Raw genomic sequence first — 25,650 nt, forward strand, 5'->3', positions numbered from 1 at the left:
GGGGCCGGTGGCGGGGACTCCGGAGGGGCCCCGCGACCCATTCGGCCGTCCCGGACATGGCAGGGCGCGCCAGGGACGGTCCCGCCGGGCGGAATGCGGTACGGGCGGGGACGGTGGATGCAGGAGACCGGAATCGACCCCGAGGCGGAGGCGCCATGGAGAGGGCCAAGGAGACGGCCGAGGAGACCGCGGACGACGGCGAGGGCCTGCGCTGCCTGGTCACGGGCGCCACCGGCTACATCGGGGGCCGCCTGGTGCCGGAACTGCTGGCGGCCGGCCACCGGGTGCGCTGCCTGGCGCGGACCCCCGAGAAGCTGCGCGACTACCCCTGGACCGCCGAGGTGGAGGTGGTGCGCGGGGACGTCACCGATCCGGAGTCGCTGGCGGAAGCCATGCGGGACATCGACGTCGCGTACTACCTGGTGCACGCGCTGGGCACGGGCTCCGGCTTCGAGGAGACCGACCGCAGGGCGGCCCGGATCTTCGGGGAGCAGGCCCGCGCGGCGGGGGTGGGCCGCATCGTGTACCTGGGGGGACTGACGCCCGGCGACGTACCGGAGGAGGAGCTCTCCCCGCACCTGCGGTCCCGCGCGGAGGTCGGCCGCATCCTGCTGGACTCGGGGGTGCCGACGACCGTCCTGCGGGCCGCCGTCATCATCGGGTCGGGTTCGGCGTCCTTCGAGATGCTCCGCTACCTCACCGAGCGGCTGCCGGTCATGGTCACCCCGAGCTGGGTGTCCACCCGGATCCAGCCGATCGGCGTCCGGGACGTGCTGCGCTATCTCGTCGGCAGTGCCCGGATGCCCCGGGACGTCCACCGCACCTTCGACATCGGCGGCCCCGACGTCCTGACGTACCGGGTGATGATGGAGCGGTACGCCGAGGTCGGGCGGCTGCGGAAACGGCTGATCCTGCCCGTCCCGATGCTCACCCCCCGGCTGTCCAGCCACTGGATCGGGCTGGTCACGCCGGTGCCCCGGTCCATCGCCCGGCCGCTCGCGGAGTCGCTGAAATACGAGGTGGTCTGCCGCGAGCACGACATCGCGGAGTACGTCCCGGACGGACCGGGCCGGCCCTTCCCGTTCGACAAGGCGCTCGGCCTGGCCCTCCAGCGGGTCCGGGAGGCGAAGGTGACCACCCGGTGGTCCTCGGCCTCGCTCCCGGGCGCGCCCAGCGATCCGCTGCCCACGGACCCGGACTGGGCGGGCGGCAGCCTCTACGAGGACGTCCGCGAGCGGGGCGTGGACGCTCCTCCGGCCGCGCTGTGGCGGGTGGTGGAGGGGATCGGGGGCGACAACGGCTGGTACTCGTTCCCGCTGGCGTGGGCGGTGCGGGGGTGGCTGGACCGGGCGATGGGCGGGGTGGGGCTGCGGCGGGGCCGCCGCGACGCCGACCGGCTGCGGGTCGGGGACTCGCTGGACTTCTGGCGCGTGGAGGAGATCGAGCCCGGCAGGCTGCTGCGGCTGCGGGCCGAGATGCGGGTGCCGGGGCTGGCCTGGCTGGAGATGTCCGTGGAGGAGCGGGACGGCGGACACTCCCACTACCGCCAGCGGGCGCTCTTCCATCCGCGCGGGCTGCTCGGCCACGCCTACTGGTGGAGCGTCTCGCCCTTCCACGCCATCGTGTTCGGCGGGATGGCCCGCAACATCGCCCGCGCCGCCTCCCGGACCCCCGGCTCCGTCCGGTCCCGGGCGGAGACCGTGTCGGTGCGTCCCCGTCCCCGTCCCCGTCCTCGGGAACAGAACTGAACGACACGGACGGCCGAAGCGATACCGCGTGCTTCCGCGCGGCGGCGCATCCGGACCGCACCGCCGCGCGGAAGCACCGGACGCACACCAGAAGCTCCCCGTGCCCCCGTTCCGGTTCCGACCGTCCAGGAGTAGCGCCATGACCGTCTCGGTCGTCCTGTTCACCTCCGATCTGCGACTGCACGACCATCCACCGCTGCGGGCCGCGTCGGCCGCCAGCGACGAGATCGTGCCGCTCTTCGTCCTCGACCGGCGCGTGGAGGAGGCGGGCTTCGCCGTGCCCAACCGGCGGGCCTTCCTCGCCGACTGTCTGCGGGACCTGGACGCGGGGCTGCGCGAGCGGGGCGGGCGGCTCGTGGTCCGTACCGGGGACGTGTCGGAGGAGGTCCGCCGGGTCGCCGCCGGGACCGGGGCCAGGGACGTCCACATGTCCGGCGGGGTCAGCGCGTACGCGCACGCCCGCGAGGAACGGCTGCGCGCGGAACTGGATGCGCAGGGAGTCACGTTGCACGTGCATGACGCGGTGGTGACCGCCGTCGCCCCGGGGACGGTGCGGCCGACCGGCTCCGGGTCGGACCACTTCGCCGTGTTCACCCCGTACTTCCGGCGCTGGTCCCAGGAACGCCTGCGGGATCCCCTGGCCCCGCCGCGCTCGGTCCGGGTGCCGGACACCGCGCGCTCCGGCGGACTGCCGTCCCGGGCCGGCGTTCCGGGGGTCTCGCCCGCACTGGCGGAGGGCGGCGAGAAGGCGGGACGGGCCCTGTTCGCCGCGTGGCGCAGATCAGGACTCGGGTCGTACGAGGACATGCACGACGACCTCGCGGGCGACGCGACCTCGCGGCTCTCGCCGCATCTGCACTTCGGCACCGTCTCACCCGTGGAGCTGGTGGCGCGGGCCCGCGGTGCGGGCGGCGCGGGCGCCGAGGCGTTCGTACGGCAGGTGTGCTGGCGCGACTTCCACCACCAGGTCCTCGCCGCCCGCCCGGCCGCCTCGCACGACAACTACCGTACGCAGCACGACGACTGGCGGGACGAGGAGGAGGCGGGGGACGAGATCGAGGCATGGCGGCAGGGGCGCACCGGTTATCCGGTCGTGGACGCCGCGATGCGTCAACTGCGCCACGAGGGCTGGATGCACAACCGGGGCCGGCTGCTCGTGGCGAGCTTCCTCGCGAAGACGCTGTACGTGGACTGGCGGATCGGCGCACGGCACTTCCTGGACCTGCTCGTGGACGGCGACATCGCCAACAACCAGCTCAACTGGCAGTGGGTGGCGGGCACCGGGACGGACAGCCGCCCCAACCGGGTGCTCAACCCCGTGCGCCAGGGCCACCGTTACGACCCGGACGGGACGTACGTACGCCGCTGGGTACCGGAGTTGGCCGGCGTCGAGGGCGGGGCGGTGCACGAGCCGTGGAAGCTCCCGGAGCCGGAGCGCGCGAGGCTGGACTACCCCGCTCCGCTGATCGGTCTGGCGGACTCGCTGGCCCGGTTCAAGCAGGCACGGGACCTGCGCTGAGGGCTGGGACACGGCCCGGGTCCCCGGACGCGGGACGGCCCCGCCGGTGGGTGGGGTTCCCGGCAGGGCCGTGTCTGTGGGTGGGAGGTGGTGTCAGACCTTGCGCCAGCGGGCGTTGGCCCAGGAGAAGAGGCCGAAAGCGGCCAGCCCGAGGGCGATGAGCGCGAGCAGCCAGGGTCCGGCGGGGGTGTCGGTGAAGGAGCGGAGGGTGTCGTCCATGCCCTTGGCCTGTCCGGGCTCGTGCTGGACGGCCGCGGCGATGGCGAACCCGCCCGCCGTGCCGAAGACGACGCCCCGGGCCGCACCTCCGAACACGCCGACCACGTCCACGGCCCGGCGGGTCTTCTCCCCGCTGCCGGACATGTCGAGGTGCTTGCGGAACTTCAGGGTCACCGCCCGGAAGGCCATCCAGAGGCCGACGCCCACGACGACGGCTCCGGCTGTTCCCACGATCCACTGGCCGCCGGACCAGTCGAGGACCTTGGCGGTGACGTCGTCGGTCTTCTTGTCGCTCGATCCGCTGCCGCTTCCCTTGTCCCCGGCCGCGTACGAGAGCACGGAGTAGGCGACGAAGGCGTAGAAGACGCAGCGTCCCGCGGCGACGATCCGCTTGGTGGGCTTGTGGCCGTCGGGGCCTGCCTGGCCGAACAGGGCCTCGGAGAGCCGCCAGAGCGCCATGCCGACGACGCCGATGCCGAGCAGCCACAGAAGGGCCACTCCCAGGGGCTGCTCGGCCACTTCCTGGAGCGCGCCGCCCCGGTCGGCCTGCTTTCCACCGCCGCCGGAGAAGGCGACGCGCAGGGCGAGCACCCCGATCAGCAGGTAGATCACCCCTCGCGCGACGAATCCGGCGCGTGCGGCCGTCTCGACCGCTTTTCCGTTGGCCGCACTCCGGGCCCGGTCTCGTCCGCGTTCCGCTGTCGCACTGGTCATGGACCGACGGGTGCCCCTGAACGGCGGATCAATGCCAGGGGCCCCGAAAACCGGGGCCGGCAGGCTCGGGGCTTCAGACCGCTTCCGGCTCCTGAGCCGCGGCGGTCTGCGCCTTCGCACGCTTGCCGACGACGGCGGCGGCTGCCGCGGCGGTGCCGAGGAAGGCCAGCGCGACCACCCACGGCTTGTCCAGCACGTGGTCGGTGGCGTGGTCCAGGGAGTAGCGTCCGGCGCCGGTGATACCGATCGCGGCGGCGGTGAACCCGAGGAACGCCGGGTACTCGTATCCGCCGCCCTGCGCGAAGAATCCGGCGGGGGCGTGCACCGCGACCGCCCCGGCCATCGCCCCGGCGGCGGCGGCACCGGCCGCCGGGGTGGCGAGGCCGAGGGCGAGCAGCACGCCGCCTCCCGCCTCGCCGAGCCCGGCGGCGACGGCGCTGTGCTTGGGAGGATGGAAGCCCATGGCCTCCATGGCGGCGGTGGTGCCCTCGACCCCGCCGCCGCCGAACCAGCCCAGCAGCTTCTGGGAGCCATGGGCGGCGAGGACGGCGCCGGTACCGGCGCGCAGGACGAGCAGGCCGAGGTCACGCCGGTTGAGGCAGGCCATGGAAGCTCCCGGGGACGAGGAGGACGGGGTACGCCTCCACTGTCGCCCGGCACCGTCGCGAGGGCGCGGCCGGTTAGGCCGTACGGGGGGCGCCCCGGGGTTCTGCCCGTGATGCCTCGGGGGCGCCTCCCGCGTCGCCGAGGTGGCGCCCGAATGCGACGTACGTCATTGTGCAACTTGTTGCACAAAGTCGTTCCGGTCCTCTAGAACTGGCGGGAAGACACCGCGCGAGGAGACCCCATGAGCCACTACCCCACGCTGCTGAGCCCGCTGGACCTCGGATTCACCACACTTCCCAACCGGGTGGTCATGGGGTCGATGCACACCGGTCTCGAGGAGGCCGAGAACGGCTTCGAGCGGATGGCGGCGTTCTACGCCGAGCGCGCCCGCGGCGGCGTGGGCCTCATCGTCACCGGCGGCATCGCGCCCAGCGAACGCGGCTGCTCCGCGCCCGGCGGCGCCAAGCTGACCACGCAGGCGGAGGCCGAGGAGCACACCCGGATCACCTCGGCGGTGCACGCGGCGGGCGGCCGGATCGCGCTGCAGATCCTGCACTTCGGCCGGTACGCGCACCACCCCGGCCTGGTCGCGCCGAGCGCGCTCAAGGCTCCCATCAGCGGCTTCACCCCGCACGCGCTGACGGACGAGGAGGTCGAGGAGACGATCGAGGAGTTCGTCCGCACCGCCGTCCTCGCCCGGCGGGCCGGCTACGACGGGGTCGAGATCATGGGCTCCGAGGGCTACCTCATCAACGAGTTCGTCGTGGCGGAGACCAACCACCGCGCCGACCGCTGGGGCGGCTCGTACGAGAACCGCATGCGCTTCCCGGTCGAGATCGTGCGCCGGGTGCGCGAGGCCGTCGGCGACGACTTCATCCTGATCTACCGGCTCTCCATGCTCGACCTGGTGCCGGACGGCTCGACACTGGAGGAGGTCGTGCGCCTCGCCCGCGCGGTCGAGGCGGCCGGCGCGACCATCATCAACACAGGTATCGGCTGGCACGAGGCCCGCATCCCCACCATCGCGACCTCGGTGCCGCGCGGCGCGTTCACCTGGGTGACCGAGAAGGTGCGCGGCGCGGTCTCCGTACCGCTGGTGACGAGCAACCGGGTCAACACCCCCGAGGTCGCCGAAGGGATCCTCGCCTCGGGCCGTGCGGACATGGTGTCGATGGCCCGGCCCTTTCTCGCCGACCCGGAGTTCGTGGCGAAGGCCGCGGCCGGCCGCTCCGACGCCATCAACACCTGCATCGGCTGCAACCAGGCCTGCCTGGACCACGTGTTCAGCCTCAAGATCACGTCCTGCCTGGTCAACCCCCGGGCCTGCCACGAGACCGAGCTGGTCCTCTCCCCCACCCGGACCCGCAAGAGCGTCGCGGTCGTCGGCGCGGGACCGGCGGGGCTCGCCTACGCGGTCACGGCGGCCGAACGCGGCCACGCGGTCACCCTCTTCGACGCGGCCGACGAGATCGGCGGCCAGCTCAACGTGGCACGCCAGGTGCCCGGCAAGGAGGAGTTCGACGAGACCCTGCGCTACTTCCGTACCCGGCTGCGCGAGCTGGAGGTGGACGTACGGCTCTCCACCCGCGCCGGGGCGGGCACCCTCGACGGGTACGACGAAGTGGTGCTCGCGACCGGTGTCGAGCCGCGCGTCCCGCCCATCGAGGGGGCCGGTCACCCCAGCGTGGTCGGCTACCTGGACGTACTGCGCGACAAGGCGCCGGTCGGCGACCGTGTCGCGGTCGTCGGGGCGGGCGGCATCGGCTTCGACGTCGCCGCGTTCCTCACCGACTCCGGGGAGGGTACGAGCCAGGACCCCGAGACCTTCCTGCGCAGCTGGGGCGTGGACACCACCTACGCGCACCGTGGCGGGCTCCGTCTGCCGGAGCGCCCGCGGCCGCCGCGCACGGTCCACCTGATCCAGCGCAAGGCGACGAAGGTCGGTGCGGGGCTGGGCAGGACCACGGGGTGGATCCACCGCACCGAGCTCCGCCACCGGGGCGTCACCATGATCGCGGGCGCCTCCTACGACCGGATCGACGATGCCGGGCTGCACCTGACGGTGGACGGCGAGCAGCACGTGCTGCCGGTCGACACGGTCGTGCTCTGCGCGGGCCAGGAACCGCGCCGGGAGCTGTACGAGGAGCTGCGCGCGGCGGGCCGGCCGGTGCATCTGATCGGCGGCGCCGACGTGGCGGCCGAACTCGACGCCAAGCGGGCCGTCCGCCAGGGCACGGAGCTGGCCGCCACGCTCTGAGCCCGGTCCGCCCCCGCCCGCGTTCGTAGGATGCCCCCATGTCACTGCCGCACGCGATCCTCACCGCTCTGCTGGAGAAGCCGTCGTCCGGGCTCGAACTGACCCGTCGGTTCGACCGGTCGATCGGCTACTTCTGGTCGTCGACGCACCAGCAGATCTACCGCGAGCTGGGCAGGCTGGAGCAGGCCGGGCGGATCAGGGCCCTGCTGCCCGGTCAGCCGGCGAGGGGCAGCAAGAAGGAGTACGAGGTGCTGCAGGCGGGCCGCGAGGAGCTGGCGGCCTGGGTGGCGCTCCCCGAGGACCCGAAGCCGGTCCGCGACCCGCTGCTGCTGCGGATGCGGGCGGCGGCGGTCGTCGGGGCACCCGGGCTCGGCGAGGAGCTCCGCCGCCACCTGGAGCTGCACCGGCGGCAGCTGGCGGAGTACGTGGAGATCGAGAAGCGGGACTTCCCGCCGGAGCGGAGGGCCGGCCATGGCGACCGGCTCCGTCACCTCGTGCTGCGCGGCGGCATCGACCTGGAAAGCTTCTGGATCACCTGGCTGACCGGGGCGATCGAAGGGCTCGACGGACCTGACGGGGCCGTGGGACCCGGCGGGGCCGTGTAGGGCGGCATCCGCTCAGGTCCGCCGTGCGCGCCCCTGCCCGCGCGCCCGCGTGCGTGGTCCGGGCGGCGCCGCCCGGACCGGCGTTCACGCCCTCCCGCAGGTGACGAGGACCGTCCTAACCTGGGGCGTGTGAGCGCGTACGACGAACTGATCGAAGCCGAGAACCCGGTCCTCTACCTCCGGCTGGGCGGCGCCGGCACGGAGCTGTCTCCGGGCGGCCCGCGCGCCGTGTTCCACGGCTCGCCGTCCCACAGCCATCTGCCCAACGGCGACAGCGCCACCCTCTTCGACGGGACCCCCGACCAGTACGTCGAAGTCCCCGACGACCGCTCCCTGTCCGTGTCGACGACCGGGGCGCTGACGGTGGAAGCCTGGTTCCGCCCCGACACCCTCACGTTCCCGGCGAGCGAAGGCACCGGATACGTGCACTGGATGGGGAAGCTCACCTACGCCACGGTCAACCAGGCCGAGTGGGCGGCGCGCATCTACAGCGCCGACAACACCGAGGGCCGGGCCAACCGCGTCTCCGGATACGCCTTCAATCCCGCGGGGGGCCTCGGCGCCGGTTCCTACTTCCAGGACACCCTGTATCCCGGGGAGTGGATCCACTACGCCCTGGTGATCAACACCGGTCCTGCCGGACCGTCCTACCCGACCGGTTACACGAAGATCTACCGCGACGGAAGGCTGCGCGACCAGGACGCGCTCGCCGATTACTCGATCGTGCCGGGCGACACCCCGTCCCCCATGCGCATCGGTACGGCGAGCCTGAGGTCCTTCTTCCTGGGCGCCATCGGCAAAGTCGCCGTCTACCCGCGCGAACTGACCGCCGAGCGTCTCCTGGCCCACCACGCGGTCATGACCAGCACCTGAGCGCCGTGGCTCGGCCCGGGCCGGAGACGTCCGAGGAGCGACGGCCCGGGCGGGCCGGTGCGGTCAGCCTCCGGCGGCAGCCGGTTCGGCGCTCTCGGCCGCCGGTCGCTCCAGGGTCCTGGGGCTCCCGATGACCGTGCGCCGCCAGACTCCGCCTCTCCGGCGGATGCCCGGGGCGGCGGGGACCGCGGAGGCAGGGTGCCGGCCCGGCACGGTGACGGGAGCGGGGACAGGCACCGGTGCGTGCGGGGGGTGGGCGTCCGCGTGCGCCGCGGGCGTCGGCACGGACGGGGATGCGGGATGCACCGGTTCCCCGGCCCCGGTCCGTGTCTCGGACTGCACCTCGCTCTCTGTCTCCGACTGCACCTCGGTCTGCGCCTTGCTGAGCAGAATCACCCCACACGCCGAGAGCGCGATGCCCGCGACGGCCGGGATCAGGCTGAGGGGGCCGCCCTGGAGGCGCTCGCCGAGCAGGACCATCCCGATCACGGCGGCGGCCACCGGGTTGGCCAGGGTCAGTACGGCGAGCGGTGCGCCCAGACCGTCGCGGTACGCGGTCTGGGAGAAGAGCAGCCCGCCCATGGAGAAGGCGGCGACCAGCAGGGCCACGACCACGGTGCGCGGGCTCAGCAGGGCGCCCGAGGAGTGGGCGGTGAGGGCGACCGTCAGGGTCTGGGTCAAGGCGGAGGCGACTCCGGAGGTGATCCCGGAGGCGGCCGCGTGGCGCAGGCCGGGGCGGGCTCCGGGCCGGCCGAGGCCGGACACCACGGCCAGCGTGACCGCCCCGACGCCGATGGCTTCCCCGAGGCCGAGGGTCTCGTGCGGGGCGGCACCGCCCGCCGCCGTCAACAGCGCCGCCAGTCCGACGAGGGTGAGGACCGTGCCCCGCCACTCGCTGCCGCTCACCTTGCGGCCCGCGGTGCGGGCGCCGAGCGGTACGGCGGCCACCAGGGTGAGCGCGCCGAGGGGCTGGACCAGGGTGAGCGGCCCGTACTTCAGGGCGGCGACGTGCAGCAGGGCCCCGGTGGCGTTGAGCCCGACCGACGCCCACCAGGCGCCGCGTCCGAGCAGCCGGAGTCCGCCGGTGCCGGGTTCGGTGCGTCCGGCGAGCCGGGACTGGGCCACGGCCGCGGCCGCGTAGGCCACGGCGGAGACGAGGCAGAAGAGGATGGCGACCAGCGTGGCGTTCACCGTCCGGCTCCGGGTGCGGTGAGGGTCCGCTGCGGGGCGGACGTGCCACCGGAGTACGCGGGGCTTCGGCCGTACGCGGCGGTTCCGGCGGAGACGGGGATGCGGGCGGGGGCGCCAGCGGCACGGGCCCCGGGGCTCGCGGCGGGGGCGGCGAATCCGGCCGCGGTGACGGGGGGCCAGGGGCCTCGGAGCCGTACCGCCCGGAAGGGCAGGCGCAGCGGGATCGCGGCCAGCGCGAGGGCGAGGAGGGCCGAGACGACGAGGGAGTCGAGCCAGTAGTGGTTGGCGGTGCCGACGATCACCAGCAGGGTGATGAGCGGGTGTGCCAGCCACAGCCAGCGCCACCTGGAGCGGCCCGCGGCGACGACTCCGACGGCGACCATGAGGGCCCAGCCGAAGTGCAGCGACGGCATCGCGGCGAACTGGTTGGCCATGGTGTCGGTGGTGGGCGTGGCGCCGTAGACCGTGGGCCCGTACACCTGGCCGGTGTCGACCAGTCCCGCGGCGGCCAGCATGCGCGGCGGCGCCAGCGGGAAGAGGAGGTGGAGCGCGAGGGCGGCGCCGGTGAGCGCCGCGAGTATCCGGCGGGACCAGACGTAGTGATGGGGGTGGCGCCAGTACAGCCAGACCAGGAACAGCACGGTGGCCGGGAAGTGGACCATCGCGTAGTAGGTGTTCGCGAGGTGGATCAGGGTTTCGCTGTGCAGCAGGACCCCCTGGACGTCCCCCTCTCCGGGCAGGCCGAGCGCCCGCTCGAAGTTCCAGACGTGTCCGGCGTTGCGGAAGGCCTCGTCCACATGGCCGTTGGCCGCCTGGCGGCCGAGCTTGTAGACGAGGAAGAGCCCGACGACGAGCAGGAGTTCGCGGACGAGGGGCGGGCGGGCCGACGCTTCCGGCTCCCGTTCCACAGGCGTTCTGCGGGCGTACATCACCCGTGCCCCTTCACTGACGTTGCGGTGGTGCCTGGGCGTGGTCCGGTCCACACCCGATCGATACGCCAGTGTACCGATACGCAAACGTATCGGTACACTGGCGTATCGAAGCGTTGTACTGCCGAGCCCCAGGAGGAACGAACCGTGCCGACCCGGGACTCCGTGCAGGAAACGCACGACAAGCAGGGCAAACGGGAAAATCCGACCCCTGGGACAGCGGAGACGGCAGCACCCTCACCCCGGTCACCTAGGTCGAAAATCACACCGGAGCGGGCCCAGGAGCTGTACGCGGCGGTGCTGGAGCTGCTCCGCGAGAGCGGGTACGAATCCCTCACCATGGAGGGCGTCGCGGCGCGGACCCGCTGCGGCAAGTCGACGCTCTACCGCCAGTGGGGGTCGAAGCCCGAGCTGGTCGTCGCGGCACTCCACAGCACCCGGCGCGGATCGCTCGCCCACATCGACACCGGCTCCCTGGCGAGCGACCTGCTGGCCGCGGCGCGGGCGATCGGCGAACGCTCCGGCCTGGACACCACCCTGGTGCACGCCCTGAGCCACGCCGCCCTGCAGAGTCCGGAGCTTCTCTGCGCGATGCGCGAGTCCCTTGTACTTCCGGAGATCGCGGCGATCGAGGCCATGGTCCGCAGGGGCCGCGAGCGCGGCGAGATCGCTCCCGACTGCGCGACCGCCGAGTACGTCGCGGCCCAGCTGTTCGGCATGGTCCGCGTGAGACCGCTGCTCGACTGCCGGCACGCGGACGCGGAGTACCTCGTGCGGTTCACCCAGAAGGCCATCCTGCCCGGGCTCGGACTGGAGACGCCTCCCGACGAGCCCTGACCCGATCGTGGGCCGTCCATCCCAGCGGAGGGAACGGCCCGCTCGCGTCGCACCGTGGGGACGGGGGCGGCGCACCCCGACGGCCGGCGACTTCCACCGAAGACGCCGGCCGTTCGCGTACCCGGAACATTCCGACCGCGCCCCCCTCCCGTTTTCGTCCCCTTGACGATATCCCCGCGCCCCCTTATCGTCTCCGTTGTCGTCACCCTGACGAAAAATGGAAGGGGTCGTGCTCATGGCCGACATCACCCGGCGCTTCGGCTGGCGCCACCTGCGCTCCGCGCCCACCGCCCACATCCGCCACCACAAGCGCGGCACACTCACCCACGACGGCCCCGGGCTGAGCTTCTGGTACCGCTCGCTGAGCGCCGCGCTCTCCGAGGTACCGGTGGACGACCGGGAACTGGCGATGGCGTTCCACGCCCGTACCGCCGACTTCCAGGACGTGACCGTGCAGGCCACCGTCACCTACCGGGTCAGCGACCCCGCGCTGGCGGCGGCCCGTCTGGACTTCTCGGTGGACCCGGACACCGGAGTGTGGCGCGGCTCCCCTCTCGACCAGATCGCGACCCTCCTGACCGAGACCGCACAACAGCACACCCTGGACGCGCTGGCCCGCATCCCCCTCGCCACCGCCCTCGTCGACGGGGTGGCCCTGGTGCGCGAGCGGGTCTCGGCCGGTCTCGCCGCCGAACCCCGGCTGCCCGCGACGGGGATCGACGTGGTGGCGACCCGGGTCGTGGCCATCCGCCCCGAGGCGGAGGTGGAACGCGCCCTGCGCACGCCCGCCCGCGAACAGATCCAGCAGGAGGCCGACCGGGCCACCTACGAACGCCGCGCGGTCGCGGTCGAGCGGGAACGCGCCATCGCCGAGAACGAGCTGGCCAGCCAGATCGAACTCGCCCGCCGGGAGGAGCAGCTGGTCGACCAGCGCGGCACCAACGCCCGCCGCGAGGCCGAGGAGAAGGCCGCGGCCGACGACGTACGGGCCCGCGCCGAGGCGTCCCGCGCGGTGCGGCTGGCCAAGGCGGAAGCGGAGTCCGTACGGGAGACGGGCGCGGCCCGGGCCGACGCGCAGGCGGCCTGGCTGCGCGTCCACGGCGAGGTCGACGCGGCCACGCTGCACGCCCTCGCGGCGACCAGGCTGGCCGAGAACCTGCCGCACATCGACAGCCTCACCCTCTCCCCCGACGTGCTGACCGGGCTGCTCGCCCGTCTCGGCCGCCCCGGCGGCGGGACACCGGCGTGAGCCTCGCCCCCCGTGCCGTCCTCGTGCACCGGACCACGGAGTACGAGGAGTTGCTCGCCCGGCACGGTACGCACGGCCAGGCGGCGTTCTTCCTCTCCACCCGCGGCCGCTCCCTGGACGAGGTGGCGGCCCGCCACCACCGGACGCTGCGCGCGCTGGCCGACGTGGCGTCCGCCGTGCCGCTCACCTGGCGGCGCTCCCGGGTGGAACGCGCCGACCTGGACCGCTTCCTCTTCGGGCCGGAGGACGTGGTGATCGTGGTCGGCCAGGACGGACTGGTGGCCAACGCGGCGAAGTACCTCGCCGGCCAGCCGGTGATCGGCATCGACACCGAACCCGGGCGCAATCCCGGGGTCCTCGTGCGCCACCGCGTACGCGACACCGGAGCGCTGCTCCGCGCGGCGACCGCGCCCGGGGCCGGCGGCCGTGCGGACGAGCTGACGATGGTGGAGGCGGTCGCGGACGACGGCGAACGGCTGGTGGCCCTCAACGAGATCTACCTCGGACCCCCGGGCCACCAGACCGCCCGTTACCGGATCGGCCCGGACACCGGGGCCGCCGCTCCTTCCGGGGCCGCCGCTCCTTCCGCTGCCGCCGCTCCTTCCGCTGCCGGTGAGGCGCAGGCGTCCTCGGGCGTGCTGGTCGGCACGGGCACCGGCGCCACCGGTTGGCTCCGCTCCCTCTGGCAGGAACGCGGCAGCACCCTGCGGCTGCCCGCCCCGTCGGACCCCCGCCTGCTCTGGTTCGTCCGGGAGGCCTGGCCGTCGCCGGTGACGGGAACGTCGCTGGTCGCCGGGGAGCTGGGGCGTGGCCAGGGCCTGCGGCTGACGGTGGAGTCGGACCGGATGGTGGTGTTCGGCGACGGGATGGAGTCCGACGCGCTGGAACTGACCTGGGGCCAGGCCGTGCGGCTCGGCATCTCCCCGGCTTCTCTGCGACTGGTCGGCTGAGGGCGGCCGGCCACGCGGAGCGCCCCGCACCGCCCGGTGGGGCGGACCTGTCGACGCCGCGTTGTCCAACTCCCTCTGAACGTGGGGAAGTAGGGTGCCGCATGTCGTCGCGGATTCGTGGAGGGGGCGTCATTCATGGGCTGGGGCCCGGCCGGGGTGCTGAAGGACCGCAACGCCCGCATCTATCTGGCGGGAGTGCTCGTCTCCGGGTTCGGCGACTCCGTCATGTCCCTGGCCGCCGGCGTCTGGGTGAAGGAACTGACCGGTTCCGACGCTCTCGCCGCCCTCGTCACCTTCTGCGCCTGGGCCCCGGCCATGGCCGGGCCGCTCATCGGCACCCTGGCCGACCGGGTGCGCCGCCGCCCCCTCCTGATCGCCACCTGCCTCACGTTGGCCGTCGTGATGACCGCGCCTCTCGCCGTGCGTGCCCCGCAGGACGTCTGGTTGCTGTTCACCGTGCTGGCGCTGGTGGGCGTGGGCAGTGTGCTGGTGGACGCGGCGGAGGCGGCGCTGATCGCCTCTGCGGTACCGCCCGAGCTGCGGGGCGACTTCAACGGACTGGTCAGAACGACGGTGGAGACCACCAGCCTCATCGGCCCGCTGGCCGGCGCGAGCCTCTTCGTCCTGGTGGGCGGGCCGACCGCCGCTCTGCTGGACGCGCTCACCTTTCTGCTGGGCGCAGCCGCGTTCGCCCTGATCCGGGTCGACGAACCCTCACCCGTGAAAACCGGGAGCGCCGGATGGCGTCCGGCGCACTGGGCCCGGGAGACCGCGGACGGGGTGCGCCACCTGTGGCACCACCCCGCTCTGCGCCCCCTGGTGGTCGCGGGCGGCTGCGCCATGGCCGCCTCCAGCCTGAGCAGTTCCGCCAACTACGCCCTCGTCGACCACGGCCTGCACCGGCCCGCCGCCTTCGTGGGTGTGCTCGCCGCGGTCCAGGGGCTCGGGTCGGTCGCGGGCGGACTGGCAGCCGGTCCCCTGTTGCGCCGAACGCCCTCCCGTACGGTGGCGGCCCTGGGACTCGTGCTCTTCGCCGTCGGGGTCCCGGCGCGGGCGACCGGCTTCCTCCCGCTGGTCCTGGCGGGCGGCCTGCTGGTCGGTCTGGGTCTGCCCTTGCCTCTCATCAGCGCCATGACGTCGGTCCAGAAGGAGACCCCGGGCGCGCTGGTCGGCAGGGTCGCCGGTACCGCCGGGACACTGGTCTTCGGGCCCACCGGACCGGCCCTCCTGCTGGGCACGTTCATGGTCACCGTCTTCGACCACCGCGTACAACTCCTCGCGGCAACCGCCCTCGCGCTCACCGCGGCGGTGACGCTCGTGATCAGGGGCAGGGGCCGGTACTGGGGGGCCTCGCGGGCGGAGGCTGATCCCGTCGGCGTCGACCCGGCTCTCCCGCCGCAGCGGTCCGACGCACCGGCATCGGCGGAGCAGGACACGGATCGCGCCTGACGGGTCTCACCGGGCGCGGCCCACCGCCACGGGTTCGGCCCCGCCGCGTTGCGCGGCGGGGCCGAACCCTGGTCGTGGCAGGTCAGGCCGGTCAGGCAGGTCAGGAGCTTGTTCCACGGTCCCGGCGGGTCGCGCGGATCGTGCCCCGCACGAGCAGAGCAGGGCGCGGGCAGCGTGGGGGAGACGCGGGACGGTTGGTCAGGTCTGAGGCTTCTTGCCGTGGTTCGCGGGATGCCTGCGACGAGCCTTCTTCTTGCGTCGACGCTTCGAGGACATGGCTACCTCCAGCAGGATCGGGACCGTCGGGAAGCTGGTTTTCCGACCGCTCCATGGTCCCAGGACCGGGCGCGAGGCGCGATTCGAAGCCACCGGCGCCCGTGCCGGACCGGCCCTGACAGGCCTCGGTCCCGTACGTCTCCCTACGTAGCGGCCACCCCGGTCCGTCCCCGTACGGCTCTCGTGGTTCCTTCCCGTCCCGGTCCCGATTTCGGGCTTGTTCCGCGACGGCGGGGTTCGAAAGGCGCGGGACCGAGCAGGCGACAGACATGGATTCTCTTCCGCGCACCCCCGCACCGTCAGTCGTCCGCTCCCCCGCTCCGAGGCCCGGGACGTCAGTCGTCCGCTCCCCCGCTCCGAGGCCCGGCAGGCGTACGCCTCGTGCCGGCGGATTGCGTCGGTTCGGCGTCGTCCCGGTCCTGGCGGTCTCGTTCGCCCTCGCCGCTGCCGGTTGCAGTGGCAGCAACTCCACGTCGTCCGAACCGGCCGGCGCGAGCAGTTCCCTGGCGGGGGGCGCCACGTCCGAGGCGCCCGGTGACTCCGCCGAATCCACGGCGGGCAGCCCCTCGGCTTCGGCCACCGACCCCGCCCCCTCCGGACCGTCGGAGCCTTCCGCGTCTCCGGCCGCTTCCACCGCTTCCGGAGCCGGTGGGGCGAGTGCCTCCCAGCGGTGCGCCGCCGAGACGCTGACCATGAGCCTGTCCCCCGCCGACGCCGGTGCCGGCCAGGTCTACTACCGGCTCACGTTCACGAACACCTCCAAGGAGGCCTGCACGTTGACGGGCTACCCCGGTGTCTCGCTGATCCGCCGCGACGGCAGTGCGGTCGGCGTGCCGGCCACGCACGAGGGAACGGCCGGTACGCGAACGGCGATCGGCCCCGGCGGTAAGGCCGAGGTCACCCTCCACACCACCAACGAGGGCGTGTCCGACGCCCCGTGCTGGAGCCGTCCCGACTACCTCAAGGTGTACCCGCCGGGCTCCACCCGGGCGCTCACCCTGCGGACCGCCCAACCCCTCGTCTGCGGCGACCGGTTCACGACCACCGCCGTGGCGGGCGAGTAGAAGCAGGCGTCCGGCGGGTCGAGGAGGTCGGGGTGTGGCGTGCGGGGCGCCGGTGTCACAGGCCGGCGAGGGTGAGAAGCCGGTGCGTCTCCCCGGGCGGACGGCCGGGGTTGCCGGCCGCCGCGGGCGCGACATGCTCCGACGGATCGGCCGGCAGGCGTGTCAGGTCGGCGAGCGGAACTCCGGTGTGGGCAGCGACCGTTCGGCGCACCCTCGGATCGGAGTCGGCCGCGAGGGCGCGGAGGAGTCCGACCGGAAGATCGGGGTCACGCGGGGCCGGGCGAAGACGCGACCCCGCACGAGCGGGCTGGGGTCCTCGGCGAGGAGGTCACGAACCGACGAGGGGAGTTCGGGATGTGCCGCGAGCTCCCGCCGTACTTCCTGGTCTGTGCGCCCCGCTCGCGCACCTCGGGGTCGGAATCGACGAGCAGTCGCTCGAACGGTTCTCGCGGGGCGTCCGCCACGGCGACCGCGACGGCCAACCGGATCCACGGGTCCGGATGCCCGCCGAGCGTCGTCCGGTACGCGTGCGGGAGAGCCCGGTTGCGGGCGAGCGCGCGGGTGAGCCGTACATCGCCGACGGCGACGATCGCGTCGGCCAGGTCGTCGGTCAGGTCGGGGCGCCCGGCAATCTCGCGGCGTCCTCGCCGGTGGCCGAGGAAGCGGTGGAACTCTCCGGGCGGCAGCGCGGGGTTGCTCGCAAGGCCGTTCACCAGCGCGTCGAGGTGGACGGGGTGTGGGGCCGCGTCCGACATGTCAGGTGCTGCCCTGTCTCTTCGAGTCGACCCGTGTCGACCCCGTGTCGACCCCGAGTTGACCCCGGGTTTCACACAGGGTTCACTCTCCGTGTACCACCGGGTTTGCTGCCGATGACGCCCGGCCGGGCTTCCCGGCGGGGGGCCGGGGCTGGGCAGGAGGCATGCACGGTCGGTCCCTTGCGGTCGGCCGGCTTCGCGGATCGTTCAGCCCTCGGACATCGGCGGGTCGGTCCGTGTCCGCCGGTTCTGTTCGCGGCCTTCCTACTGTCCGAACCATGAAGAGATCGCTTGTGAACCGCTCCGCCGCCATCGCCCTCTCCCTCGTACTGATCGCGGCCGGTGCCGCGCTCGCCGCCGACCGCCTGCCGGGTGATGCCGGGCCCGACGCCGACCGGGGCGGGAACTCCTCGGCGTATGCCTTCGGAGGCTCCGGCAGTTCCCGAGGGAACGCGGCGACGCGCGCGTACCGCGATCTGCTGGACCACGGTTCCGACGCGAAGATCCTCACCGCGGCGCACCGGGGCCAGTGGCGCGACGCCCCCGAGAACTCGCTGCCCGCCTTCCGGGCGGCCTTCGGCCGTGGTGCGGAACTCGTGGAGACCGACGTCCGGTTGACCAAGGACGGCGTTCCCGTGCTGATGCACGACACCACGGTCGACCGCACCACGAACGGGGTCGGCGCGGTGGCCGACCTGACGCTCGCCCAGATCGGACGGCTCCGCCTCAAGGAGGGGCTGGGAGGCGCCCAGGCCGCCGTGACCGAGGAGCGGGTGCCGACGCTGGAGGAGGCGATGGAGCTCGCCAAGGACCGGGGGCTGGTCAACCTGGACAAGGGCTGGTCGAGCCGGGAGGTGGTCTGGGACGTCCTCGCCCGTACCGGCACGGTCCGTAACGGTCTCTTCAAGAGCGACGCCCCCGTCTCCGAGGTCCAGGACTTCCTCGCGGCCCACCACGGCGCCGTCTACATGCACATGATCAGCGATGCGAACATCGGCGATGCCGACCGGTTCGGCGACAACCAACCGGTGGCGTACGAGGTCAACTTCGACAGCGCCCAGGACGCCGTGGCCCGCAGACCGTTCCTCGACGCCCTGGCGGAGCACAGCCGGGTCTGGAGCAACACCATGTGGAACGGCCTGTCCGACCACATGACCGACGAGGCCTCGCTGATCGACCCGCTGCGGGGGTGGGAGGCGCTGGTGCGCGGTTTCCACACCTCCGTCTTCCAGACGGACGACGTGGCGAAGGTCGAATCCTGGCTGCGTACCGGGGAGGGCGACCCGCTGCCGCGCGGCGACGTACGCGTGCAGGCGGAGGACTTCCTTCCCGGTGAGGGCACCGGTTACCACGACAACGACACCTCGAACGCAGGCGGACTGGGTATGCGGCCGGGCGAGGGCGTCGACGTCAGCGACGCCGATGGCGCTGTCCGGGTCAGCTGGATGCGCGGCGGCGAGTGGCTGACGTACGACGTGGACGTTCCGCGCACCGGGACGTACGCGCTCGCCGCACGGGTGTCCTCGCCGTACTCCCCGGCGGGTATGTACACCGTCTCCTTCGACGGCGGCGCGGAGAGCGCACGGGTGTCCGTACGCAACACCACCAGCCACAACAAGGAGGTGCTCCAGGCCGGCGGGGTCGAGCAGCGGCTCACCGCCGGGCACCACGTCCTGCGGATCAGCCTCCCCGCCGACGCCTACCAGAACTGGAACCTCGACTACGTCCAGCTCTCCCCGGTCCGCCACTGACGCACCCCGGCGGGGACCGTGACGGGCTCCGGCGTAGGGCTCCCCCCCGACCCGGCACACCCTCGTCGCCCCCGGGAGTCCGGCCCACCTGATCGGCCGGGGCATGGTGGGCCGCGTGGCGACCAACGTCAGCAGAAGCCTCGTTCTTACCGTCTCGACGTGGCCGGCAACGACGGCACCCGTCCGGTGAAGACCTGGACCGGGACGGGGCATCCCACCACCGGGGCCGATCCGGCCGGCTTCCGCACCGACCTGACCGCCCCGGCCCCGGTCCGCACCGGAAACGACGGACTCTCCGCCCGTACGGGGATGGCCCTGGTGTCGGTGGGGCGACCACCCTCAGCCTCCGGGCCGGCTACGCGGTACGCCCGAGCGGGGACACCGGCTCGTGGAGGCGACGGGGCGCGCCGGCCCGGGGCCGTTCAGGCCTCCTCAGCCGACTCCTTCGGGCCGTAGAGCGCTGCGGCCTCCCCCGAGGTCAGAGCCCAGTACCGGTCGCCGAAGGACCAGTGCCACCACTCGGTGGGGTAGTTCACCAGTCCCGCGGAGGTGAGCACGGAGCCCAGTAGTTCCCGGTTGGCGCGGGCCTCGGCCCCGACGTTGGTGGCATGGGTGTAGCAGGCGCCGTCGCTCTCCTCGGGGTCCGCGTTCATACGGGTGCCCAGGTCGAGCTCGCGGCCCTCGGGGTCCGCCAGGGTGAGGTCGACGGCGGCTCCGGCGCTGTGCGGGGCGATGTCGGGCGGGGAGACGTACCGGCTGGCCGCCGAGTGGATCCGCTCGGCCGACCAACCGGGGTGGGCGGCCCGCAACTGGCCCGCGTACTCATCGAAGTACGCGCGCTGGAGCGAGGGAGGCCGGTAGCCCTCGACGAACAGCAGGCGCAGGCCGTGCGGGAGCAGCAGCGCCTGGGCTTCCAGCAGCCGCTCCAGCACGCCCTCCCGCAGATGCGCGAAGGCGTCCGCCGGATCCTGCTTGCGAGTGTCGACGAGCAAACGGCCGTCCTCGCGGACGTCCACAAGAGGCTCCCCGCACTCCGCGACGGGTATGGCGGTGACGGCCGGATCCGACATCAGGACAATCTCATTCATACGGTGATCATCCCGCATCGGATGCCGCTGCTCGTCCCTTGCGTTCGGCGGGACTCCCCCGGAACGTCAAGTCGTTGGCAGAGGAGGCGGATCGTGCCGCGCCTCGCCCGGAGGTCCGGCGCCGTCTCCGCTTTCCGGGGCCCGCGCCAGGGCCCCTCGTCGCCGTTCCCTGAGCCGGAAGGCGATCCAGTAGACGAGCGCCGCCGGTGGTGAGCAGCAGAGCAGGATGATCAACAGGCGGGAGTCGATCACCGGTGCGGACCGGGTGGACTCCGCAACCTCGGCGGGCAAGTCTGCCAGGAGAGACTGGAGTTGCTCGCGCGTACGGGCTCCGTAGGCCGCGCCCACGCGCTCTTCGAGTTCGGTCAGGGTCAGCCGGCCGACCGCGTAGTGGTGTTTCAGCCGTTCCTCGGCCCGGTCGCGTTCGGCGTCCGAGGCGCGTGTCGGCAGACCGGGTAAGTGTCCTTCGGGTTCCTTCATGACGTCTCCTCGGGCAGAGCCGTGGTGTCGGAGGCAGGGCGGTCCTGCAGGTCGACGAGCGAGATGACCACCCGCGTCCAGGTCCCCGGTGCGTCGCGGTCGCCGAACGTGGCGGCGAGGCGTTCGATGTGTCCGCGTAGTTCGTCGAGCGCCTCGTCGGTCAGCGCAGCGCACCGCGATGCAGGTCGACCTCTCGCCTGCCACCGGCCTGCCTCGCCCGGTAGGCGGAGTTGATGTCGGCCCGGGTGGCGTCCCGCGGCGCAGGGCCGTCGGAACGCCACCGGGTCACGGGAGTCGGTCAGGCGCCCTGCTGGACCGGGCCGACGAGGGTGCCGTCGGCCACCCTGAACGCTCCTTCGGCGAAGGAGGTACCGGGGATCTCACCACCGGGAGCCTGGAGCGTGAACGCCACCTCGTCGGCGGGCAGGCCTCGGCCACCGCTCGGCACCTGGATGTCGAAGTGCACCGGATGCCCCGGACCGAAGGTCACCGCGGTCTCCTGGCCGCCGTAGCTGCGGGGGGTGACTCCGCTGTCCGCGCCGTGGTTCAGGAACCGCGCGCCGGTGGGCGAACCCGCCAGTTCGCAGGGCTCGTACCCACGCGGCGCTGTCAGGGTGACGCGGTAGTGGCTGTGCCCGGCGGTGCTGTCCGCCTGGGTGATCGTCGCCGCATGGTTGGCCGGCCGGCAGGCCGAGGGAGCACTGCCGCCGGCCGTCGCCTGCGACGCCTGAACAGCTCCCGCACCGGCGCCGGCCGCCAGCACGGCGGCGGCGAGAACAACGGTGATCCTCTGGTCGATACGCAACTGACACGCCCCTTGCCCTGCGGCCGCCCCGTCCTCCCGTGCTCCCTGCCGGGTGCGCGACGCGCCGGGGCAACCTGGTCTTCGATGGCCCGCGGCTGCTCTCCGCGGGAACCATGGTCGCCGCCATTCCTGCCCGCGTTCCCTCGCGGGATATGTCCCAGAATTGCCACAGCCGAGACATCGCGCACAGGTTCGATCAATGCCGGCCCGACGCGGAGGCCGCATGTGCGGACGACGAACCGGGACCGGCACCCGTCGCGCCACCCCACCCCCTCTCCCGACGAGCGGGGTCAGCGGGAGCCCGTGTCGGCGCGCACGCCGATGGTCAGCAGCAGGTTGGCGTACGTACGGGTGTCGGCGGTGACGATCGCCAGGGCCAGATCCGGGGAGCGGGCCGCGTCGTAGAAGGCGAACCGGTCGAGCGACTCCACCGGCACCGTACCGAGCCGGGCCCGGTAGTCGGCGATGGCCGGCGGCTCCGGTTCGCCCTCCGGCGGGACCATCACCTGTGCCGATTCGACGGGGATGGCCCGCAACAGGACATCGAGCACGGGCGGGACGTCGAGCAGGCCGGGCGCGACGTTGAGGTGGACGACCCGGGCGCGCGGCCCGACGGCCGTGCTCGCGGGGTAATGGCCGTCGGTGAGCAGTACGCCGGCACCGTGCCCGGCACCGGCCAGGGCTTCGAGCATGCCGGGGTGCAGCAGATCGGTCAGGAGCACGTAAATTCCTCCGAAGCGTGGACGGGCGGGTACCGATGCGGATCGGGCACGGGCCTGGCGGCGGCGCAGCAAGCGGTTCGGAACTGCAGGGGCTGCGTCCTCGTGCTTGCCCCGGAGCGAGCGGCAGGGGGTTCCTGAGCCGCAGCGGGACTGAAACTGAGCACCAAAGATGGGATGTATGCAGGACGATGGTTGATCATCTGTCCGGCCGATGTCAATGCGTCATCAATGTGAAGGAAAGTGGCGCAGTGCACCTTCTTTTGCATGATCCCACCGAAAAACCATCCCACCAATACCTGTGCGGCAGCCCGCAGAGCAACAAGCGGCCGACTCGCGGGCGACGTTCCGCGTGGAACGAACACGTCGCCGCAGACCTCCCCTTGACTGTCGCCGCAGACCTTCTTCTGACGCGATGTCCACCGCGGTCACGCAGGACGGAGCGGCATCGCAGCTTCGGCGATCTCCCCGACGACCGGCGCAAACCCCTGCCCTGCCTGGGCCTGCTCCCCGACGCCCGACACGAGTTCACCGGCCAGGGAGCGTTCGGCGTTGTCCAGCAGTTCTTTGTAGGTGAGCACCTCGACGCGCGCGAGATGCGTGTTGAATATCCGCAGCACCTCGTTGATCTCCGTCTCCGGTATGTCGGGGTGCAGACCGGGGTGTCCGATCAGAACCAGCGCGCTGGCCCGCCGTGCCTCTATGCCGAACTCCGCGCGTATGCGGTCGCGGTGTTCGTCCAGTCCCGTGAGGTAGTTGATGGCCTGCCCGACGGCCTCGTGCACCGCTGCCGCAGGCACCCAGCCATTGCGGTGCTCCCTGACCAGGGGCCCTCTGAGACTCATGGCCCGTTTCAACTCGACGATGTGCAGTGCTCCGTCACCCCGGATCAGCGGGATGTCCACCTCGTCCCCCGGCACCAGCCGACGGTGGGCGGCCTCGCCGACGAACCGCCCTCCGAATATCCAGTACTGCCCCTCCAACGCCCGCTGAAGATCACCTTCTCGCGCCTGTGGGTCCTCGACGACGCCACGCAGCGCGTCAAGCCCGGCCGAGCGCCTCCTCAGTTCGGCCGCCCTCAGGACGAGCCGCCCCTCATGATCGGCCGCGAGCAGGGCGAGGGCTCCGGGTGAGGCGACGATCTTCCGGGCAGCCTCGGCGGGATCCCCCACCTCGATCCGATCGCTGCGCAGCAGCCGCCCAGCCACAGCGACGTCTCGGACATCCCGCGCGGGATGACATAGCGGCCGGGCCGTTCTTCCGGTGCGCGCAGAAACGCGCTGTCCCGGCCCTGCGAACGGAAGTGCTCCACTGTCTCTTCCGCGCCGGCACCGGGGTGATCCCGCAGATACGCCTCGCACACGGCGACAAGCCATTCGTGCATCGCGCGCAGAGAACTCGCGACGAAGTCACGGGAACGTTCTCTGCGTGCCCCGTCCTGGAACAGGCGGTGGCGTTCCTCGAAGTCGTACCTGAGGATCCGGCCCTCCGCATAGTCCAGCGAGTCCTGCAGAAGTCGTACGACCTGCCACTCCCCTGCGGCCGCGGCCGATCCCCGGGCCGACTCGAGGAGACGCACGAGCTCCTTGCCCTGCCTCCGTCTGCCGCTGCCCAGGCTGTGCAGATAGGTGAAGACGGCGGAGAGCGCCGAGCGCACCGTCTCGTCACTGGACTCCTTCTCGACCTCACGGAGCTGCCCCTCCAGCGTCCTGTCACTCCGAATTGCCATGCGGGTCATTGTGGGCGCAGGGTGTGACAGTCCCGGCCGAGCCGTGGGCGCGCGCTCGCCACAACCCGGCGGAGTCCCGGGCGATCCGACCTCGCGTCGACGGAGAGGGCCCGCCGGGAGGCCCTGACGATGCCTGTGCGGCGATCGTCCCTCGTCGGCACTCCCGGTGGATCCGGATCGCGCCCTGTCTGACCGCGCCGCCCCGGCGGGCCGACCGACCGGACGCCATGGCCACGACGTGCACGCCACGCCGGCCATCCGCCACGCCGCGCCGGCACGAAGAGGAGTCGGCATCATCCACTTGTCGTGAAGGACTGGTGGAGAGACGACGTACGTTCGATGATGGGGCACGGCCGATCGGCCTTCACGGAGTGGAGCTGACCGACGGTGCCCCCTCCAGCGGGTTTCCGGGTCAGGGGGGAGGAGACATCGCATGACGGAGCAGTCGAACCAGATGGTTGTCCTGATGCAGAAGTACACATTCAACTCGCCGACCGTTCGCCGGGTTCCGCTCTCCTCACTGAGCATTCACGGGCGGCGACTCGTCTTCGGCATCACCGGATACAGATGGCCCGACTCCTTCGCACTCGAATTCGTCGGCGGTGGGCTCGTGGCCCGCGACCACCGGTTCGACCTGAGCGATGTGGGAACGCAGATCGCCCAGGCCGGCGTCTCCACGGTGAGCATGGTCTCCCGCGCGAACGGCACCTGGGGTTCGGACGGCGCGTACCTGCTCGAGGGTTCCCCTCCGGTCCACTGGTCGACCGAGCCCGGCCTCGAACTCTTGCCGCACCGAGTGTGCGTGGAGATCACTCCGGATCTCTGCGCGATCGTCCGGGCCCAAGAGCGCGAACACGTCCAGGACTTCATCCTGGCTTGGATTCTGACCGTCGGCCTCTTCGTCGAGAGACTACCGACGAGTGGGTACGGCTGCGCCGGCGATGCCCTCGAAGCCCTCGCCGAGCAGCTCACCCGCGCCGACATGCGCCATCTCGTGCCGTCCGGTCCCCTCACGGACCTTCAGGTGTGGGTCCGGCATCTCAAGACCCGCGCCATGCAGTTGGCCGACCAGAGCGGGCTGCGTGACAGCAACGGAAGCCACTCCCCCCTCTCCTACAACGCGCGAATCGACGAGGGCGATGACGAGCGCCGCATCATCCTCACGCCCGTCATGCACCCCGTCGGACCACCCCTCCCCGTCCTCGATGTCAGGTCGCTCCTTCACTGACCACGGCCGTACCACCTCCGGGGGCCGAGGCACGGGCGCCTCCGTCCACGCCCCAGCATCCCGTTGTCCCCGACAGAAGCGGACGGCCCGGGCGCGGACGGGGCCGATGCCCTTGGCGGAGACCGATCAGACCAAGGAGTGGTGCATGTACGCCCAAGGGCATGGAGCACAACGAAGCACACGGAACACCGGACAGTGCGGGCCTGCGCTCGGACCGCGGCCGGCCACCGGCTTGCGCCACGGTGTCAGTGCCGTCGATATCGCCTGGTCCAGACCGGTCTTGCGGACCGTCTCCACCAGCAGGACGCCTTCCGCTTGCGAGACCACCGTGCGGCCACCGCCCCGACGCGAACACGAGGATACGGACCGATCCGCTTCTTCACCTGGGAAGTGCCTCCGACGGTGGCAGGAACAAGGGCTTCAACAATTCTCGTTCTTGCTGGTCAGAGCAATGCCGGTGAGTTAGCGCGTCAGTGCAGGTCAGGCACTTGATGGTGCGGGGTTTGGGTGGGAGTATCCCCTGGTGACGTTGCGTGATCCGTCACTTCTGGTGATGTGTCTGCAGAGGCCGGGACACGACAACGGAGTTCCCGGTAGGACAGAAGATCG

Annotated in this window: 23 protein-coding genes and 1 pseudogene; 12 read left to right on the top strand and 12 right to left on the bottom strand. The window is 72.3% G+C overall.

What is annotated here, in order from left to right; all coding sequences use genetic code 11:
- The first annotated feature begins 155 nt into the window (after nt 1-155).
- Both ACFZAX_RS13625 and ACFZAX_RS13630 read left to right on the top strand, forming a co-directional pair.
- Complete coding sequence (locus tag ACFZAX_RS13625) at nt 156-1,748, top strand: DUF2867 domain-containing protein (RefSeq protein ID WP_390961466.1); 1,593 nt, start codon at nt 156-158, stop codon at nt 1,746-1,748.
- A 139-nt stretch (nt 1,749-1,887) separates the two neighbouring features.
- Nucleotides 1,888-3,267 (top strand): FAD-binding domain-containing protein, encoded by a 1,380-nt coding sequence (locus tag ACFZAX_RS13630; RefSeq protein WP_390961468.1) that lies wholly within the window; start codon nt 1,888-1,890, stop codon nt 3,265-3,267.
- A gap of 93 nt (nt 3,268-3,360) precedes the next feature.
- On the opposite strand, the gene ACFZAX_RS13635 is transcribed toward ACFZAX_RS13630, so the two are convergent.
- Both ACFZAX_RS13635 and ACFZAX_RS13640 read right to left on the bottom strand, forming a co-directional pair.
- Nucleotides 3,361-4,200: a DUF1206 domain-containing protein gene (locus ACFZAX_RS13635; RefSeq protein WP_390961470.1), complete on the bottom strand. Its 840-nt coding sequence runs from the start codon at nt 4,198-4,200 to the stop codon at nt 3,361-3,363.
- 73 nt (nt 4,201-4,273) lie between these two features.
- The gene (locus ACFZAX_RS13640; protein ID WP_390961472.1) at nt 4,274-4,807 is read right to left on the bottom strand and encodes a DoxX family membrane protein; all 534 of its coding nucleotides are present in this window, start codon (nt 4,805-4,807) and stop codon (nt 4,274-4,276) included.
- A 240-nt stretch (nt 4,808-5,047) separates the two neighbouring features.
- Between ACFZAX_RS13640 and ACFZAX_RS13645 the strand changes: the two genes are divergently transcribed.
- The 3 genes from ACFZAX_RS13645 (at nt 5,048) to ACFZAX_RS13655 (ending at nt 8,541) form a co-directional block, all read left to right on the top strand.
- Nucleotides 5,048-7,063 (top strand): FAD-dependent oxidoreductase, encoded by a 2,016-nt coding sequence (locus ACFZAX_RS13645; RefSeq protein WP_390961474.1) that lies wholly within the window; start codon nt 5,048-5,050, stop codon nt 7,061-7,063.
- A gap of 38 nt (nt 7,064-7,101) precedes the next feature.
- Complete coding sequence (locus tag ACFZAX_RS13650; RefSeq protein ID WP_390961476.1) at nt 7,102-7,668, top strand: helix-turn-helix transcriptional regulator; 567 nt, start codon at nt 7,102-7,104, stop codon at nt 7,666-7,668.
- Nucleotides 7,669-7,797: 129 nt separating this feature from the next.
- A complete protein-coding gene (locus ACFZAX_RS13655) occupies nt 7,798-8,541 on the top strand; it encodes a LamG-like jellyroll fold domain-containing protein (protein WP_390961478.1) in 744 nt (247 codons plus the stop codon).
- 63 nt (nt 8,542-8,604) lie between these two features.
- Here ACFZAX_RS13655 and ACFZAX_RS13660 read toward each other — a convergent pair whose 3' ends face one another.
- Together ACFZAX_RS13660 and ACFZAX_RS13665 are read right to left on the bottom strand one after the other, a co-directional pair.
- Nucleotides 8,605-9,732 carry a DMT family transporter gene (locus ACFZAX_RS13660; protein ID WP_390961481.1) on the bottom strand — a complete coding sequence of 376 codons (1,128 nt, stop codon included), beginning with the start codon at nt 9,730-9,732 and terminating at the stop codon, nt 8,605-8,607.
- A complete protein-coding gene (locus tag ACFZAX_RS13665; RefSeq protein WP_390961483.1) occupies nt 9,729-10,661 on the bottom strand; it encodes a phosphatase PAP2 family protein in 933 nt (310 codons plus the stop codon). The genes ACFZAX_RS13660 and ACFZAX_RS13665 overlap by 4 nt, the downstream gene beginning before the upstream one ends.
- A gap of 261 nt (nt 10,662-10,922) precedes the next feature.
- Between ACFZAX_RS13665 and ACFZAX_RS13670 the strand changes: the two genes are divergently transcribed.
- From ACFZAX_RS13670 to ACFZAX_RS13690, 5 genes are all read left to right on the top strand, one after another.
- Complete coding sequence (locus ACFZAX_RS13670) at nt 10,923-11,498, top strand: TetR/AcrR family transcriptional regulator C-terminal ligand-binding domain-containing protein (RefSeq protein ID WP_390961542.1); 576 nt, start codon at nt 10,923-10,925, stop codon at nt 11,496-11,498.
- A gap of 235 nt (nt 11,499-11,733) precedes the next feature.
- Nucleotides 11,734-12,747, top strand: a complete 1,014-nt coding sequence (locus tag ACFZAX_RS13675; protein ID WP_390961486.1) for an SPFH domain-containing protein — start codon at nt 11,734-11,736, stop codon at nt 12,745-12,747.
- The gene (locus ACFZAX_RS13680; RefSeq protein WP_390961488.1) at nt 12,744-13,697 is read left to right on the top strand and encodes a hypothetical protein; all 954 of its coding nucleotides are present in this window, start codon (nt 12,744-12,746) and stop codon (nt 13,695-13,697) included. Before ACFZAX_RS13675 ends, ACFZAX_RS13680 begins: the two co-directional genes overlap by 4 nt.
- Nucleotides 13,698-13,832: 135 nt before the next feature.
- Nucleotides 13,833-15,146 (top strand): MFS transporter, encoded by a 1,314-nt coding sequence (locus ACFZAX_RS13685; RefSeq protein WP_390961490.1) that lies wholly within the window; start codon nt 13,833-13,835, stop codon nt 15,144-15,146.
- 545 nt (nt 15,147-15,691) lie between these two features.
- Complete coding sequence (locus ACFZAX_RS13690; RefSeq protein WP_390961493.1) at nt 15,692-16,486, top strand: DUF4232 domain-containing protein; 795 nt, start codon at nt 15,692-15,694, stop codon at nt 16,484-16,486.
- Nucleotides 16,487-16,752: 266 nt separating this feature from the next.
- Here the strand turns inward: ACFZAX_RS13690 and ACFZAX_RS13695 are convergent, their stop codons facing one another.
- Nucleotides 16,753-17,241: a hypothetical protein gene (locus ACFZAX_RS13695; RefSeq protein WP_390961495.1), complete on the bottom strand. Its 489-nt coding sequence runs from the start codon at nt 17,239-17,241 to the stop codon at nt 16,753-16,755.
- 278 nt (nt 17,242-17,519) lie between these two features.
- Between ACFZAX_RS13695 and ACFZAX_RS13700 the strand changes: the two genes are divergently transcribed.
- The gene (locus tag ACFZAX_RS13700) at nt 17,520-18,992 is read left to right on the top strand and encodes a glycerophosphodiester phosphodiesterase family protein (RefSeq protein WP_390961497.1); all 1,473 of its coding nucleotides are present in this window, start codon (nt 17,520-17,522) and stop codon (nt 18,990-18,992) included.
- 422 nt (nt 18,993-19,414) lie between these two features.
- Here ACFZAX_RS13700 and ACFZAX_RS13705 read toward each other — a convergent pair whose 3' ends face one another.
- The 6 genes from ACFZAX_RS13705 to ACFZAX_RS13730 all read right to left on the bottom strand — a co-directional run bounded on the left by ACFZAX_RS13705 (nt 19,415) and on the right by ACFZAX_RS13730 (nt 23,813).
- Nucleotides 19,415-20,080, bottom strand: a complete 666-nt coding sequence (locus ACFZAX_RS13705; RefSeq protein ID WP_390961499.1) for a M15 family metallopeptidase — start codon at nt 20,078-20,080, stop codon at nt 19,415-19,417.
- A gap of 66 nt (nt 20,081-20,146) precedes the next feature.
- Nucleotides 20,147-20,560 (bottom strand): DUF1707 domain-containing protein, encoded by a 414-nt coding sequence (locus ACFZAX_RS13710; RefSeq protein ID WP_390961501.1) that lies wholly within the window; start codon nt 20,558-20,560, stop codon nt 20,147-20,149.
- 298 nt (nt 20,561-20,858) lie between these two features.
- Nucleotides 20,859-21,365 carry a DUF4232 domain-containing protein gene (locus ACFZAX_RS13715; RefSeq protein ID WP_390961503.1) on the bottom strand — a complete coding sequence of 169 codons (507 nt, stop codon included), beginning with the start codon at nt 21,363-21,365 and terminating at the stop codon, nt 20,859-20,861.
- A 290-nt stretch (nt 21,366-21,655) separates the two neighbouring features.
- A complete protein-coding gene (locus tag ACFZAX_RS13720; protein ID WP_390961504.1) occupies nt 21,656-22,087 on the bottom strand; it encodes an RbsD/FucU domain-containing protein in 432 nt (143 codons plus the stop codon).
- Nucleotides 22,088-22,512: 425 nt separating this feature from the next.
- On the bottom strand, nt 22,513-23,256 hold the full coding sequence (locus tag ACFZAX_RS13725) for a Shedu anti-phage system protein SduA domain-containing protein (RefSeq protein ID WP_390961506.1): 744 nt from the start codon (nt 23,254-23,256) through the stop codon (nt 22,513-22,515).
- Nucleotides 23,163-23,813, bottom strand: coding sequence for a hypothetical protein (locus ACFZAX_RS13730; RefSeq protein ID WP_390961508.1), 651 nt, complete (start codon nt 23,811-23,813; stop codon nt 23,163-23,165). The genes ACFZAX_RS13725 and ACFZAX_RS13730 overlap by 94 nt, the downstream gene beginning before the upstream one ends.
- A 433-nt stretch (nt 23,814-24,246) precedes the next feature.
- On the opposite strand from ACFZAX_RS13730, the gene ACFZAX_RS13735 reads away from it, so the two are divergent.
- Complete coding sequence (locus tag ACFZAX_RS13735) at nt 24,247-25,041, top strand: hypothetical protein (protein ID WP_390961509.1); 795 nt, start codon at nt 24,247-24,249, stop codon at nt 25,039-25,041.
- A gap of 210 nt (nt 25,042-25,251) precedes the next feature.
- On the opposite strand, the pseudogene ACFZAX_RS13740 reads toward ACFZAX_RS13735, so the two are convergent.
- Nucleotides 25,252-25,424 (bottom strand): annotated as a pseudogene (locus tag ACFZAX_RS13740) (IS1380 family transposase); the annotation flags it as partial.
- Between the last annotated feature and the right edge of the window lie 226 nt (nt 25,425-25,650).

It is taken from the genome of Streptomyces sp. NPDC008125 (assembly GCF_042957125.1).
GTDB lineage: Bacteria > Actinomycetota > Actinomycetes > Streptomycetales > Streptomycetaceae > Streptomyces.